Genomic DNA, 14,144 nt, shown 5'->3' on the forward strand with positions numbered 1-14,144 from the left:
GTCATGAACACCTTCACCGCATCCACCACCGGCACCCGCGACGACATCGCCGCGGCACCCTCACGCGCCGCCCGCATCGCAGGCCTGATCGTCAGCGGTCTCGTCGTCCTGTTTCTGCTGTGGGACTCGATCATCCACATCGCCAACGTTTCGCAGGTGCAGGAAGCGATGGCCGATCTCGGGTTCGACCCGAGCCTCAACCGGGTGTTCGGCGTCGTCCTACTCGTCTGCCTGATCGCCTACGTCCTGCCGCCTACCGCAATCCTCGGCGCCGTACTCCTCACCGGCTATCTTGGCGGTGCTGTCGCGACGAATCTGCTCACCGAGCAGCCGATCGTCAGCACGACTCTCTTCCCGATCTACACCGGAATTCTGGTATGGGGTGGATTGTGGTTGCGCGACATCGGAGTTCGTCGCATCATGCCGGTTCGCCCGTCGCGGTGACGACGACGAACGGCCCCACCTCGGTCACGGTGAAGCGGGGATCGTCGAAGAGTTCCTTGGGGAAGGTCACCGTGTACCGCCGCACATTGGGATCGTTCGGGTAGACGTCCTCGGCCAGACGCAGCGTGTAACCCTCGGCGCCCTGCCGGAAGACGACGGCGTCGGGGGCTCTCCACGGCAGCTCCTCCCAGGCGGCGAGCAGTTCGCCGGGGGAGGAGAGTTCCGACCACTCCTCGATCGCTGCGGCCCGCGCGGAGAACTCCGCCAGCGGGTTGGCGTAGTGCGAGGTCAGGGCTTGGAAACCGAAGTATGGGTAGTAGGCGAGGAAGGACGTGTCGGCCGTGAGGACCACGTGGTCGTCACGCTCGCCGCCCAACTGCGACAGCAGGACGTCGTCCACCTCGGCGTAATAGGACGCGGCTCCGGCGGGTCGCTGGTCGGCGCGTTCACCGGCCCCGTCGGTGTCGGTGTAGGCGACGGTGATCTCGCTCCCGAGCACCTGGGGGATGTTCTGGGTGAACGCCAGCGCACCGAGAGCACCCACCGCCACGAGAACCCTGCGCACGCGCGGATTCTCGCTGGTCGCCAGGCTGATCCAACGCGAGAAGTCGACGAAGGCGAATGCGCCTGCCGCAGCGAGCAGTACGAGCAGGATGACCTCGAGACGGAACGCGAGCAGGGTGTTGCCCACGGCGGTCAACGCCATCGAGGCGAGGTACCACAGGTAGACCGCGATCACCCCGAGCCCGAGCGCCTGCGCCCGATGCGACGACGACGCCCGGCCCACGAGCCACACGGTGCCCAGCAACGACAACAGTCCGATCAGGGACATGTGGAACATCGGCAACGGCAGTCGCGCACCGGCATCGGGGAGATAGTGGGTCGCGGTCCCGGACTCGGACGGGGGATTACCGCCCAGCACGTCGAACACGAACGGCGCCCACACGATCAACGCGACGAGCACCGCGATCGACGCCATCACCACGAGACGGACGAGCACCGGGAGGACCGCCCGCCACGACCCGGTGGCGCGACGCGCGAGGTACGCCGCGACGACGGCCATCACCGTCACCGCGAACGCCGCGATACCGAGATAGAGGGTGTAGAAAGTCGCGGCGAGACCGAGGAACAGGCCCGTCCCCACGACGGCACCCCAGCCCTGTCGTCCCCGGCCACCGCGTGTAGCGGGCAGGAAACCACCCCAGGCCAGCACCAACGCCGGCGCGACCAGTACGGCGATCACCGCTCCGTAGGGCTCCGGCGAACCGTAGGCCAGCACGACCAGCGTCGTCGCGGTAGCAGCGAGCACCGCCAGATCGGAGCGGACCAGTTCGGACCACAGCACCAGCGCGACGACCGCCGCGACCGCCAGCGAACCGATCGCATACGGCTTGAACGCTTCCCAGCCGTCCATACCCAGCAGATTCGCGACACGGCCACCGATCCAGAACCACCCGGCCGGATAGAACGACGGCAGGTCGGCGTAGTTCATGTCGCGCAACGCCGCGCTGTCCGTCAGTCGCGTGAGGAACTGGGTGCGGAACTCCTGGTCGACGGAGATGCCGTGCAGGTAGAGGCGGGTCGCGGCGAGCGGCATCCCGAGGGTCGCGGTGACCAGGCCGGACAGCGCCGCCCACGACAGCACCCGCGCCCCCGTCACCCATCTGCGGCGACGCAACAGATAGATCGACAGGCCGAGCACGGCGAGTGCCGCGAACTGCATCACGGTGGTGACGGCCTGCGTCACGTTCGACGAATTGAACGCCGGCCACTGCACACGGTCGAAAGCGAACAGCCCCACCGCGGCGACGAGTGCTGCGACGAGCGCTGCGCAGACGAACTGCACGAGCGTCGAGACGGCACGGCGTAACGGGGCTACTGCTACAGGAGTGTCGGCGAGCACCCCACGAGCATAGAGATGCGTCCGCGAGACGAGTGGTGGCCCGATCCGCGCCGCAAAACGCCGCCGTCCACCGGTCGGGACCTTCATCCTGGAAGTTGCGTCGGGAAACCGGGCCGTCGGTACCGCCCGGGGAATCCGAACGGAAGGCTCAGATCATGACAGGTAAAGCAGTTCGTGCGGCCCTTGCAACGCTCGCGACGGCACCTCTCCTCGTCTTCGGGGCGGCGCAGGCCTCGGCGTATCCGGTGATCGAACCGGGTGCGCCCGGCGGTCCCATCGACGGCCGGTTGTACGACCACCACGGCGTCGATCCCTACCAGTGCATCGTCGTCGGGGCGCCGGGTGTCGGCTACGCGACGAACGAGGCGGGGCAGGACGGCATCGTGAACGGTGTCTTCGTGAACGAAGGGTCGATCAACCACTGGTGCTACGGGCCGCCCGGGATGATCCACAGCGGAACCGGCTACGTCCGGTAGACCCCGAAAAGACGACTGCCCCGCCGAAACGGGTCCGGCGGGGCAGAGGGTGCACGTCTGTCAGATCGGCAGCTTGCGGAAGATCGCGCGCGGCAGGTGACGCAGCACGATCATCACGAACCGGAAGGTGCCCGGCGCCCAGACGATCTCCTTGCCGCGATCGGAGGCCGCGACAGCGAGCTTCGCGACATCTTCCTTGTTCACGGTGAGCGGGGCCTCGTCGACGTGCGCGCTGAACTGCGTGCGCACCTGGCCGGGGCGCACGACGGTCACGCGCGGCCCGAACGGGCGCAGCGCCTCACCGAGTCCGAGGAAGAAGCCGTCGAGGCCGGCCTTGGTGGAACCGTAGACGAAGTTGGCGCGCTTGACGCGCTCGCCGGCAACCGACGACATCGCGATGATGCGCCCGAAGCCCTGCGCCTTCATCTTCTCGCCCACCAGCACACCCACGGAGACGGCGGCCGTGTAGTTGACCTCCGCGACCCGCACGGCCTTGCTCTGGTTCTGCCACAGCTCCTCGGCGTCGGCGTCCAGACCGAAGGCGACGATCGCGATGTCGACGTCGCCGTCCTTCCACGCCTGGTCGATGACGGCCGGGTGGCTCGCCGTGTCGAGCGCGTCGAAGTCGATCAGGTCGACCTGCGTCGCACCCGCGGACTTCGCCTGGGCGACGGCGTCCTCACGACGCGGGTCGCCGGGCAGGGCCGCGAGGATCACGCGGGCCGGTGCCTTGCGGAGGTACTCCTCGACGATGGCCAGGCCGATCTCGGAGGTGCCACCGAGCAGCAGCAGGGTCTGGGGATTGCCGACGGCGTTGATCATCAGTGGAGTTCCAACCTTCTGGACATATCGGAGGCGAAGACGTTCGTGGGGTCGACGGAGCGGCGCACCTTCAGCCACTCGTCGATCCGCGGGTACATGGCGTGGAAGGTCTCCGCGTCGGTCCGCGAATCCTTCGCGGTGTAGAGGCGACCACCGAACTCGAGGACCCGCTTGTCGAGTTCGCGCACGAACTCGTTCAGGCCCGGCTTGATCCGGAAGTCGACGCAGATGTTCCAGCCGGGGATGGGGAAGCTGAGCGGAGCCTTGTTCCCTTCACCGAACAGCTTGAACACGTTGAGGAACGAGTGATGTCCCGACGCCTGGATGTCGCGGATGATCTTCTTGAACTCCTCGACCGCTTCCGGCGGCACCACGAACTGGTACTGCAGGAAGCCGTTGGGTCCGTAGCCGCGGTTCCACTCCCCGAACAGGTCGAGGGGGTGGTAGAACGCCGTCAGATTCTGGACCTGGTTGTCGGCGTTCTTCGTCTTCCGGTAGTACAGCTCACCGATCACCGAGAAGTTGAACTTGTTGGCCAGCCCGTTCGGGAATACGTCGGGCAGGGTCAGCAGGGTCGGCGCGTCGAACTTGAGCGGGTCCTTCTGCAGCTTCTTCGGCAGCTGGTCGAGCTTCGCGAGGTTGCCTCGGGAGACTGCGGCGCGGCCGAGCTTCGGCTCCGGCGAGATGGCGTCGAACCATGCGCTGGAGTAGTCGTAGTTCGCTTCCGAACCGTCGCTGTGCAGGGCGATCGTCTCGTCGAGCGACTCGGTGCGGCGGCTGTCGGCGATGAAGTACGCCGTCTCCGTGGGGGTCATCTCGATGGTCGCGCGCAGGATGATGCCTGTCAGACCCATTCCGCCCACGGTCGCCCAGAACAGCTTGGCGTTGCGCCCGGTGGGGGTGCACGTGCGGACCTGGCCGTCGGCGGTGAGCAGGTCGATGGACTTGACGTGGTTGCCGAAGCTGCCCGCGCTGTGGTGGTTCTTGCCGTGGATGTCGGCACCGATCGCACCACCGATGGTGACCTGGCGCGTGCCCGGCAGGACGGGCACCCACAGACCGAACGGCAGCGCGGCGCGCATGAGCTGGTCGAGGCTCACACCACCGTCCACCACGACCTTGCGGGAGTCACGATCGATGCTGTGGATCTTGTTCAGCGCCGTCATATCGACGACGAGCCCGCCCGCGTTCTGCGCGGGGTCGCCGTAGGAGCGTCCGAGCCCGCGTGCGATCACGCCGCGCCGCAGGTGCGACGGCTTCGACTCGTTGTCTTCCGCGACCCGCGCGACCGCCTTGGCGATCACTTCGACGTCGGGGGTGGACAGCACCTCTGCGGTGGTCGGCGCAGTGCGCCCCCAGCCGGTCAGGGTGCGGGTCTGGGTGGGGAGCGGCTCGCTCGCCTGCTCCGTAGCTGTCGTGGACATCGGGATAAAGGCTACCCGTGTGTCCTGGTCACCCGGCAAGATGCTGTTCCTCACGGGCGTTACCCTCGTCTGCGTGCCGGAATCCCACGACCATGTGCAGCCGCTGCCGGAGCATCACGCCCCACTGGCTCCCGAACTGCCGTTGACCGATTCGACGGCCGACGAAGCGCTGGACCTGAAGACGCAGCTCACACGGTTCGTCCTGACCGGTGGGTTCTCGGCGATCGTCGACTACGGCCTGTACGTCCTGCTCATGGCACTGGGCGTCACGCGCGACGTCGCGAAGGCCCTGTCGTTCGTGGCCGGCACCACCACCGCCTACCTGATCAACCGCCGCTGGACCTTCAAGGCCCCGCCGAGCCGCGTTCGTTTCGCAGCCGTGGTGGTCCTCTACGCAGTGACGTTCGCCGCACAGGTCGGCATCAACCGTGTACTCAACGAAGCCCTCGGCGACGAGTGGTGGGTCACGCCCTTCGCCTTCGTCGTCGCCCAAGGCGTCGCGACGGTGATCAACTTCGTCGTCCAGCGCGTCGTGATCTTCCGCCTGCGCTGATCTGGTTGGTTCGACGGCGACATACACGGTTGGACCAACCAGATCCGAGCTGTGTGGGACCGGTCCGGCTCCTGTGGCGTCGAACCGGATATGTCACGCTCCCGAGCACACGCGATCATGGCCAGGCAGGACGGTGTCGTCACCCGCGATCAGGCGGTGCGGTGCGGTCTGAGCATCGCAATCATCGATCACTACGTGCGGTCGGGTGAATGGGTCTCACTGGTTCCCGGTGTGTATCTCCGTGCCGATCGGGAGCGGACCCCTTCGGTGCACCTTCGCGCCGCTGTCTACGGTGCGGGACGTGCGGCGACGGCATGGGGTCCGAGCGCCGCGTGGTGGCACGGAATCCTCGACAGGCCTCCCGCCCGTTACTTCGTCACCGTCCCACATGGGCGGGCCATCGTGAGAAACGGGAATGTGCACCTCCGTCGCAGGGACCTGCCCGCCGACGACATCGTGACCGTGCGCGGGCTGCGGGTCACAGGTGTACCTCTCACGGTGTTGGAGGCAGCGGTCGAGCTGAAAGAGGGTTCCGTCCTCATGGACAGAGCACTTCAACGACACACGTCGTTGGCTCTGCTGGAGCGGTCCCACCTGAGGAATCCGGGACGTCGTGGGTCGCGCGCTGCGGAGAAATTGTTGTGCACCGCCCGGGACGGCGGGCATTCCCAGGCCGAACGCATCTTCCATCGGGTGCTACGTCAGGCAGGGTTCACCGGCTGGCGTGCACACGTGATGAGCTGTGGATACGAGATCGACGTCGCGTTCGAGGCCGAACGGGTGGCGATAGAGATCGACGGCTGGGTGTGGCATCGCGACGCAGACCGTCACTGCCACGACATCGAAAGACAGAACGTCCTGATCAACGCAGGATGGCACGTTCTGCGATTCACCTGGCACATGCTGACGCAGGACCCGGACGGGGTGGTCGGACAGATTCGTGCGGCACTCGCTCGGTGATCCGGTTGCTTCGACCGCGCCGACCGCCGTCGAAGCAACCGGATCGGGGCTATCGAGCGGTCCAGCCGGCGACGCCACGCACGAGCGTAAAGCTGACGTTGCCGTCGATGGTGACATATGCGGAGATCTTCCCGGCTCCGGTCTCCGAAGGAAGCAGGTTGCTGTTCGCCGGCACCTTCCCGCGCTCACCAGTGGTCTCGTTGTGCCAGTGCACGGTGCACGGGCAGAACGGGGAGCCGATACCACCGACCCACAGCGGCAGTTCGGGAGAGGCGGGGTCGGTTCGGAGCACGACCGGTGCATCGATGAACGGGGTTGCGTTGCCGGCATACCCACTCGAACCCGTATCGAGGTGCAGACCCACCGTATTGGTGAACGTGGTCCAGTTCGAGTCCGCGGAAGCGGTGGAAGTTCCGGCAACAGCGAGGCCGGCGGTAACGGCGGCTGCGACGCCGACGCTCGCTACCCGTCCGAGGGTGGTCTTCAAGTTCACGGTCGGATCCTGTCTCTTCGGTATGTCGGTGCGGAAGCACTGCCCTGGCTATCGGCAAGAGTCCCAAGATGTTACGGATCGGTGGCTGAGTCTTGTGCGTGCGGGAGACGACCCGCTTCGCGGGCGTCGGCGAGGGTGGGTGCCGTCCGGTCCTTGGCCGACAGTTCGTAGGTCAGCGACCTGCCGTCAGGTCCCGTTGTCGGCCAATCGATCCCGATCTCCGGATCGAACGGGTTCACCTCGTGCTCACGGTCGGGGTCGTAGCCCGTCGAGCACAGGTAGACGACGGTCGAGTTGTCCTCGAGGGCGAGGAAACCGTGGCCGAGGCCCTCGGACAGGAAGATCGCGCGCCGGTCCTTCGTGTCGAGCAGCACCGAATCCCACTGCCCGAAGGTCGGCGACCCCACCCTCAGGTCGACGACAACGTCGAGCACCGACCCCGACACGCACGTGACGTACTTCGCCTGTCCGGGAGGCACATCCGCGTAGTGGATGCCGCGCAGTACTCCGGCGGCGGAGACCGAGCAGTTCGCCTGCGCCAACTCCAGGGGACGGCCGACGGCGTCGGTGAAACTCTCCTGCTTGAACCATTCGAGGAACACGCCCCGGTCGTCGCCGAACTGTTTCGGCGTAATCTCCCACGCCCCGGCGACCTTCAGTTCGCGGTAGTGCACCTAGCGGTCCTTTCCTCGTTCGAGCAGATCCAGCAGGTAGCTGCCGTAGCCCGACTTCACCAGCGGCTCGGCCGCGGCGCGCAACTGCTCGTCGTCGATGAACCCGAGTCGCCAGGCGACCTCCTCGGGTGCGCCGATCTTCAATCCCTGGCGCTGTTCGATGGTGCGCACGTAGTTCGACGCGTCGAGCAGCGAGTCGAAGGTGCCGGTGTCGAGCCAGGCGGTGCCGCGCGGCAACACCTCGACCTGCAGTTTCCCCGCTTCGAGATAGGTGCGGTTGACGTCGGTGATCTCCAGTTCGCCGCGCGCCGACGGCTTCAGCGACCGGGCGATCTCGACGACGTCGTTGTCGTAGAAGTACAGCCCGGGCACCGCGAAGTTCGACTTCGGGTCGTCGGGTTTCTCCTCGAGCGACAGGGCGCGGCCGGTGGAGTCGAACTCGATCACCCCGTAGGCCGACGGGTCGGACACCCGGTACGCGAACACCGCACCACCGTCGATGTGGGCGAAGCGTTTGAGCTGGGTGCCGAGGCCGGGGCCGTAGAAGATGTTGTCGCCGAGGATCAATGCGGCCGGCTCGGTTCCGATGTGGTCGGCGCCGAGCACGAAGGCCTGTGCCAGGCCGTCGGGTGAGGGTTGGATCGCGTAGGTGATGTTCACGCCGAACTGCGAACCGTCGCCGAGCAACCAGCGGAACTGTCCGGCGTCGTGCGGGGTGGTGATCATGAGGATGTCGCGGATCCCGGCGAGCATGAGCGTCGAGAGCGGGTAGTAGATCATCGGCTTGTCGTAGACGGGCACGAGCTGCTTGCTCACGCCCTGGGTGATCGGATGCAGACGCGAGCCCGTCCCACCCGCGAGGATGATTCCGCGCATGTCGGACAGTCTCGCATGAGTAGGCTTGCGCCAATGAGGCTGCTCGTCACCGGTGGTGCCGGTTTCATCGGCGCGAACTTCGTCCATCAGACCGTCGCGGAACGACCCGACACGCAGGTCACCGTGCTCGACAAGCTCACCTACGCCGGCAACCGCGCCTCCCTCGACCCCGTCGCCGACACGATCACCTTCGTCCAGGGCGACATTGCCGACGCCGAGCTGGTCGACCGGCTCGTCGCCGACACCGATCTGGTGGTGCACTTCGCCGCCGAATCCCACAACGACAACTCCCTGGCGAACCCCGCACCGTTCGTGCAGACCAATCTCGTGGGCACCTTCACCCTGCTCGAGGCCGTCCGCAAGTACGACGTGCGTTATCACCACATCTCCACCGACGAGGTCTATGGCGACCTGCCGCTGAACGATCCGATCAAGTTCACCGAGACCACCGCCTACAATCCGTCGAGCCCCTATTCGTCGACGAAGGCCGGCTCGGATCTGCTGGTGCGCGCCTGGGTGCGTTCGTTCGGCGTCCGCGCGACCATCTCCAACTGCTCGAACAACTACGGCCCCTATCAGCACGTGGAGAAGTTCATCCCCCGCCAGATCACCAACGTGCTCACCGGTGTGCGCCCCAAGCTCTACGGCACCGGCACCAACGTGCGGGATTGGATCCACGTCGACGACCACAACAGCGCCGTGTGGACGATCATCGAACACGGCCGGCTCGGCGAGACCTATCTGATCGGCGCGGACGGGGAGACCGACAACCGTACCGTCGTCGAAACCGTCCTCGAGCTGTGCGGCAAGGGCCGTGACGAGTTCGATTTCGTCACCGACCGCCCCGGCCACGACCTGCGGTACGCCATCGACGCGACCCGCCTGCGCACCGAACTGGGCTGGGCGCCCCGCTACCGCGACTTCCGTGAGGGGCTGGCCGCGACCATCGACTGGTACCGCGCCCACGAGCAGTGGTGGACGCCACAGAAACAGGCCACCGAGGCCGCCTACAGGCGCGTCGAGCGCGTTCTGGGCGGATAACCCGCGCCGTTCGGGGTGGTCCCGGCACAATTCGCGAATGGGTCGAAACACCGGTACACGACGCACACAACCGTGGAGCTCCTGTTTCCGCTGCTACTGTCGCATCGAAAACAGCGGATCGACCACGAGCGGGGAGTAGCCCGATGGAGCAGGCAGCTGCCGGCGACACAAGCACGATCGGACATGAGGCGGACACACTGGACGAGGTTCTCACCGAACCGGTGCGTCGCGACCGGCTGATCGTCCAGCGCGGTGTCTTCGCATCTCTGTCGCCGCGCGTGCCGGAGAAGATGTACGTCCACACGAAGGGTGGCGCGGCGTCCGACCGCTACGGGCTGCAGCTCGCCGACGGCGCGACCGCCCACACCAACACCTATTTCGGCCGCTTTCCCGCGACGTTCTGGCAGCGCTGGACCGACGTGAAGACCGTGAACCTGCAGCTCACCTACGGCTGCTCCGGTACGGCTGAGTTCACCGTGTGGGCGTCCGATGCACGCGGACGCGAGCGGATCGTGACGGTCGAGACGGTGTCGGGTTCGGGCGAGCTCGACCTCGAGCTGCCGATCGAGCGGTTCGTCGACGGCGGTGCGATGTGGTTCTCCATCGATGCCGGCAACGGATCGGTGCTCGTCTCCGACGCGCGCTGGACGGTCGCCGCTCCCGAGCACCTGCGTCCCGCGGCTGTGGTCATCTGCACGTTCAACCGCGCCGACGACTGCACCGTCACCGTCGGCACTCTCGCCTCGGACGACGGGGCGATGGCCGACATCGAAGCGGTGTGCATCGTCGACCAGGGCACCGACCAGGTGCGCTCGCGCTCGGCGTTCGCCGAGGTCGCCGACAAGCTCGGCGACAAGCTCATCTACCTGACCCAGCCGAATCTCGGTGGTGCGGGTGGCTTCTCGCGCGGCATGTACGAGATCACCGGTTCCGCCAAGGCCGAGCACGCCAACGTCATCGTCATGGACGACGACATCCTGTGCGAACCCGAATCGGTGTTGCGTCTCAACGCTTTCGCGAACATGACGGTGCAGCCGACGATCGTCGGTGCCCAGATGCTGTCGCTGAGCAATCCCCAGGTCCTGCACGTCTCGGCCGAGCGTGAGGTGCTCGACGAGATCACCGCCGGCGCACTGACTCCGGGTGCGCGCATGGGCATCGACCTCGTGAAGAAGAAGCAGGACATGCGTTTCGACGCTGGCTGGAACGGCTGGTGGACCTGCCTGCTGCCCGCCGAGATCATCGCCGACTGCGGTCTGCCCATCCCGCTGTTCTTCCAGTGGGACGACATCGAATACGGCATCCGTGCCCGGTACGCGGGGCATCCGACGGTCACCCTGCCCAATGCGGGTGTGTGGCATGCCGACTTCTATCTCAAGGACTACGACGACTGGGCGCGCTATTTCAGCATCCGTAACGGCCTGATCGTCTCGTCCATCTACGGGCGCTTCGACGGTAACGACATGTCGAAGTACCTGTTCCGCAAGATCAGTGAGCTCATCGTCTCGATGCAGTACGGTCTCGCCGCGACCTTCATCAAGGCTGCGGAGGACTTCCTCGCCGGACCGGACTTCCTTTACGACGGCGGCCAGTCCGTGCTGAAGGAACTGCGCGAACTGCGCGACCGCTATCCCGAGACGAAGCCGCTTCCGGCCGCGCAGGTGGGTAAGGAATCCGATCCGCACACGCAGATGTCGGTCTGGCAGTTCGAGCCCGACAAGAAGCGCGAGGGCCTGGTGCTGCTCAAGCGTGCCGTGCAGCAGTTCGCCGGCAAGGTCGACCGCCGGACGGTCACCGTTCCCGCTCACTTCGCATCGTGGTGGCACGTGTCGTTGTTCGACAAGGCCGTCGTCACCGACGCCTCGCAGAACGCCGTGCGGGTGCGTCACCGCGACAAGGACACCGCCGTCGACCTCGCGAAGCAGGCCGCGAAGGTGTGCTGGCAGCTCCGCAAGGAAGCGCCCCGGATGAAGACGGTCTGGCAGGAAGCGCTCCCCAAGCTCACGAGCCGCGAGAACTGGGCGCGCCTGTACGGCATCGACGGGTAGACCGTGAGGGCATGGTCGTTTCCCCTGCTGATCGGGGTTGCGACCGTGCTCGTCGCAGGGGCGTTCTCGTGGGTCCCCTCGCTGTGGTGGGACGAGGCCGCCACCATCTCGAGTGCCGACCGGTCGGTCGAGGGGATGCTCCGCGTCCACACCCGGATCGACGCCGTCCACGGCTTGCACAATCTGCTGCTGCACTACTGGTTCTCCCTCGTGGGCGTCGACGAGTTCACCGCCCGCCTGCCCGGTGTGATCGCGCTCGGGGTGGGTGCCGCAGCCGTCACGGCGACCGGCCAGGTGCTGGCGGGTCGTCGCGTGGGGATCGCCGCCGGGGTGCTGTTCGCGCTGTCGCCGCGGGTGACCTGGGCGGCCACCGAAGCGCGGTCCTATGCCTTCGCTGCGGCGCTGGTCGCGGTGTTGTCGCTGCTGGTCGCGCTCGGCTGCGCGACCGGCCGTAGACGCTGGTGGGCGCTGTACGCCGTCGTCCTGCCGGTCGCGACGGTGATGTTCGTGTACTCCGCGACGGTCGTTGTCGCGCATCTCCTCACCGTGCTGGTCCGTGGTCGTGGGCGCGGTGCGTTCCTGTTGTCCGCAGGGGTGGGCGCGGCCTTGTCGACGCCGTTCGTCCTGCTCGCCTATTCGCAGGCCAAGCAGGTCGCCTGGATTCCTCCGCTCGACTCGACGATCGTCCGCACGATCGCTCTCGATCAGTGGTTCCCGCAGGCCCCGTGGACGGCCGCCTTGTTCGCCGCGATCGTCGTCGCCGGGGTGATCGCCGCGTGCCGTCGTGGCGCGGAGCCTGGGGAGCGGACCCTGCTGTGGCTCGCTGTGCCGGGTTTCGCCGTGCCCATGGTGCTGTTGCTCGGCTACTCGCTGCTCGAGGACAACATGTACCTCGAGCGCTATCTGTCGTTCACGGTTCCCGCGATGGTGCTGCTCGTGGGCTGGGCGGCGGCCCGCATCGCAACCCGCTGGTGGTCGATGCTCGTGGTGCTGACTGCGGTCGCCGTCAGCGTTGCGCCGGCCTACGTGCAGCAGCGACAGCCGTTCGGCAAGGCCGGCGGGATGGACTACAGCGTGATCGCCGACCGGCTGGTCGAACGCTCCGAACCCGGCGACTGTGTCGCTTTCGAACCGCGCGTCTCGTGGGCACCGACCTCACTGCGCGCGGTCGTTGACGCCCGGCCCGACGCGGTGGAAGGACTCGACGACGTGGGGCTCGGCTACGACGCCGTCGACCGCGTGAACCTGTGGTCGACCGACGCTCCGCCGCCGGAACTCGCCCGACGCGCGGCGGCCCGATGCGAGGTGCTGTGGGTGGTCGCCGACGGCGAGCGCGAGACCGGCTTCCGGGTGTGGCACCCGAACAACGTGTGGTGGCGGTTCGAACCCCACCGGTTCACCGAGACCGACACCTACCGGGAGCTCGAGGCCGTCGGTTTCCGGATCACCGACCGGGAGCCGATCCACCGTTCACAGCTGGTCCGGCTCGAACCGGCTCAGACCCAGTAGGCGACGCGCGAGCGGTAGTTGCGCAGCGCGAGCAGGGCGATACCCCAGCCGACGACGGTGATGATGAGGACGATGACCCAGTGGTAGAGCTGCTGGTCGCCGCCGAGCAGTGGGGTCCGCACGATGTCGAGGAAGTGGTAGAGCGGGTTGATCTCCGCGATCCGCGCCCGCCCCTCGTTGCCGGTGCCCTCGAGCGTCTTCTCTGTCCAGATGATCGGTGTCATGAAGAACAGCAGCTGGACGATGCTGCCGAGCAGCGGCGCGATGTCGCGGTAGCGCGTGGCGAGGATGCCGAACACCAGCGACACCCACACCGCGTTGATCGCGATCAACGCCAGCGCCGGGATGGCGAGGAAGGCCGTCCAGTACAGCTGACGTGGGAAGAAGATGAAGATGCCGATGTAGATGACGATGTTGTGCGCGAACAGGATCATCTGCCGCCACACCAGCCGGTAGACGTGCACACTGAGCGGCGTCGGCAGCTGTTTGATCAGGCCCTCGTTGGACATGAACACGTCCGCGCCCTCGAGGATGGACCCCTGGATCAGGTTCCAGATGATGAAGCCGAGCGCGACGTACGGCAGGAACTCCGGGACATCGAGGTTGAACAGCGTGCCGTAGAGCACACCCATCGCGATCGCCGACACACCCGTGGCGATCGTGATCCAGAACGGGCCGAGCACCGACCGGCGGTAGCGCTGCTTGATGTCCTGCCAGCCGAGCAGCAACCACAGTTCGCGGTGGTTGAAGCCTTCGCGCAGATCCTGGAACGCGCGCCGGAACGAACGTGAGGACGACTCGATGGGTTCGTCGTCGACGGTGAGGGCATCAGACACGGGTCCCGAGCCTACCCGCGGCGTAAATGTGACCTGCCGGGGCGCGGGGTCGACGGGACCGCCGTGCGTGTGCAGGTCCTGTCGA

The 14,144-nt window shown here is 66.6% G+C and carries 14 protein-coding genes; 7 read left to right on the top strand and 7 right to left on the bottom strand.

The window, feature by feature from the left end; genetic code table 11:
• Positions 1-3 precede the first annotated feature (3 nt).
• A complete protein-coding gene (locus ACQR3U_RS09470; RefSeq protein ID WP_006553458.1) occupies positions 4-444 on the top strand; it encodes a DoxX family protein in 441 nt (146 codons plus the stop codon).
• Here the strand turns inward: ACQR3U_RS09470 and ACQR3U_RS09475 are convergent.
• Entirely contained in the window at positions 419-2,347 is a 1,929-nt protein-coding gene (locus tag ACQR3U_RS09475; protein WP_230810405.1) for an arabinofuranosyltransferase, read from the bottom strand. The genes ACQR3U_RS09470 and ACQR3U_RS09475 overlap by 26 nt on opposite strands.
• 155 nt (positions 2,348-2,502) lie before the next feature.
• Between ACQR3U_RS09475 and ACQR3U_RS09480 the strand changes: the two genes are divergently transcribed.
• The gene (locus ACQR3U_RS09480; RefSeq protein ID WP_024102694.1) at positions 2,503-2,823 is read left to right on the top strand and encodes a hypothetical protein; all 321 of its coding nucleotides are present in this window, start codon (positions 2,503-2,505) and stop codon (positions 2,821-2,823) included.
• Between the two features lie 60 nt (positions 2,824-2,883).
• Here ACQR3U_RS09480 and ACQR3U_RS09485 read toward each other — a convergent pair whose 3' ends face one another.
• Together ACQR3U_RS09485 and ACQR3U_RS09490 are read right to left on the bottom strand one after the other, a co-directional pair.
• Positions 2,884-3,645, bottom strand: a complete 762-nt coding sequence (locus tag ACQR3U_RS09485) for a decaprenylphospho-beta-D-erythro-pentofuranosid-2-ulose 2-reductase (protein WP_006553461.1) — start codon at positions 3,643-3,645, stop codon at positions 2,884-2,886.
• Entirely contained in the window at positions 3,645-5,069 is a 1,425-nt protein-coding gene (locus tag ACQR3U_RS09490) for an FAD-binding oxidoreductase (RefSeq protein ID WP_019290337.1), read from the bottom strand. The genes ACQR3U_RS09485 and ACQR3U_RS09490 overlap by 1 nt, the downstream gene beginning before the upstream one ends.
• Before the next feature lie 19 nt (positions 5,070-5,088).
• Here ACQR3U_RS09490 and ACQR3U_RS09495 point away from each other — a divergent pair, with 19 nt between their 5' ends.
• Both ACQR3U_RS09495 and ACQR3U_RS09500 read left to right on the top strand, forming a co-directional pair.
• Positions 5,089-5,622 carry a GtrA family protein gene (locus ACQR3U_RS09495; protein WP_006553463.1) on the top strand — a complete coding sequence of 178 codons (534 nt, stop codon included), beginning with the start codon at positions 5,089-5,091 and terminating at the stop codon, positions 5,620-5,622.
• A gap of 90 nt (positions 5,623-5,712) precedes the next feature.
• On the top strand, positions 5,713-6,582 hold the full coding sequence (locus ACQR3U_RS09500) for a DUF559 domain-containing protein (protein ID WP_230810406.1): 870 nt from the start codon (positions 5,713-5,715) through the stop codon (positions 6,580-6,582).
• A gap of 49 nt (positions 6,583-6,631) precedes the next feature.
• Here ACQR3U_RS09500 and ACQR3U_RS09505 read toward each other — a convergent pair whose 3' ends face one another.
• From ACQR3U_RS09505 to rfbA, 3 genes are all read right to left on the bottom strand, one after another.
• On the bottom strand, positions 6,632-7,075 hold the full coding sequence (locus ACQR3U_RS09505; RefSeq protein WP_006553465.1) for a hypothetical protein: 444 nt from the start codon (positions 7,073-7,075) through the stop codon (positions 6,632-6,634).
• Positions 7,076-7,146: 71 nt separating this feature from the next.
• Positions 7,147-7,749, bottom strand: coding sequence for a dTDP-4-dehydrorhamnose 3,5-epimerase (gene rfbC / locus ACQR3U_RS09510; RefSeq protein ID WP_064853093.1), 603 nt, complete (start codon positions 7,747-7,749; stop codon positions 7,147-7,149).
• A complete protein-coding gene (rfbA, locus tag ACQR3U_RS09515) occupies positions 7,750-8,625 on the bottom strand; it encodes a glucose-1-phosphate thymidylyltransferase RfbA (RefSeq protein WP_230810407.1) in 876 nt (291 codons plus the stop codon).
• Positions 8,626-8,658: 33 nt separating this feature from the next.
• Between rfbA and rfbB the strand changes: the two genes are divergently transcribed.
• The 3 genes from rfbB to ACQR3U_RS09530 all read left to right on the top strand — a co-directional run bounded on the left by rfbB (position 8,659) and on the right by ACQR3U_RS09530 (position 13,223).
• On the top strand, positions 8,659-9,666 hold the full coding sequence (gene rfbB, locus ACQR3U_RS09520) for a dTDP-glucose 4,6-dehydratase (RefSeq protein ID WP_019290333.1): 1,008 nt from the start codon (positions 8,659-8,661) through the stop codon (positions 9,664-9,666).
• Positions 9,667-9,809: 143 nt separating this feature from the next.
• On the top strand, positions 9,810-11,714 hold the full coding sequence (locus ACQR3U_RS09525; RefSeq protein WP_006553469.1) for a glycosyltransferase: 1,905 nt from the start codon (positions 9,810-9,812) through the stop codon (positions 11,712-11,714).
• 3 nt (positions 11,715-11,717) lie between these two features.
• Positions 11,718-13,223: a glycosyltransferase family 39 protein gene (locus tag ACQR3U_RS09530; RefSeq protein ID WP_230810408.1), complete on the top strand. Its 1,506-nt coding sequence runs from the start codon at positions 11,718-11,720 to the stop codon at positions 13,221-13,223.
• Here the strand turns inward: ACQR3U_RS09530 and wzm are convergent.
• Positions 13,211-14,059: a galactan export ABC transporter permease subunit Wzm/RfbD gene (gene wzm / locus ACQR3U_RS09535; RefSeq protein WP_006553471.1), complete on the bottom strand. Its 849-nt coding sequence runs from the start codon at positions 14,057-14,059 to the stop codon at positions 13,211-13,213. The genes ACQR3U_RS09530 and wzm overlap by 13 nt on opposite strands.
• Positions 14,060-14,144: the final 85 nt, after the last annotated feature.

This window comes from Rhodococcus sp. IEGM1339, assembly GCF_050321925.1.
GTDB lineage: Bacteria > Actinomycetota > Actinomycetes > Mycobacteriales > Mycobacteriaceae > Rhodococcus > Rhodococcus pyridinivorans.

Bases quoted from the DNA above. Each gene is read 5' to 3' on its own strand.
- ACQR3U_RS09490 (WP_019290337.1), bottom strand. From the start codon at position 5,069: ATGTCCACGACAGCTACGGAGCAGGCGAGCGAGCCGCTCCCCACCCAG.
- ACQR3U_RS09470 (WP_006553458.1), top strand. From the start codon at position 4: ATGAACACCTTCACCGCATCCACCACCGGCACCCGCGACGACATCGCC.
- ACQR3U_RS09500 (WP_230810406.1), top strand. From the start codon at position 5,713: ATGTCACGCTCCCGAGCACACGCGATCATGGCCAGGCAGGACGGTGTC.
- ACQR3U_RS09525 (WP_006553469.1), top strand. From the start codon at position 9,810: ATGGAGCAGGCAGCTGCCGGCGACACAAGCACGATCGGACATGAGGCG.
- ACQR3U_RS09480 (WP_024102694.1), top strand. From the start codon at position 2,503: ATGACAGGTAAAGCAGTTCGTGCGGCCCTTGCAACGCTCGCGACGGCA.
- rfbB (WP_019290333.1), top strand. From the start codon at position 8,659: ATGAGGCTGCTCGTCACCGGTGGTGCCGGTTTCATCGGCGCGAACTTC.
- rfbA (WP_230810407.1), bottom strand. From the start codon at position 8,625: ATGCGCGGAATCATCCTCGCGGGTGGGACGGGCTCGCGTCTGCATCCG.
- ACQR3U_RS09485 (WP_006553461.1), bottom strand. From the start codon at position 3,645: ATGATCAACGCCGTCGGCAATCCCCAGACCCTGCTGCTGCTCGGTGGC.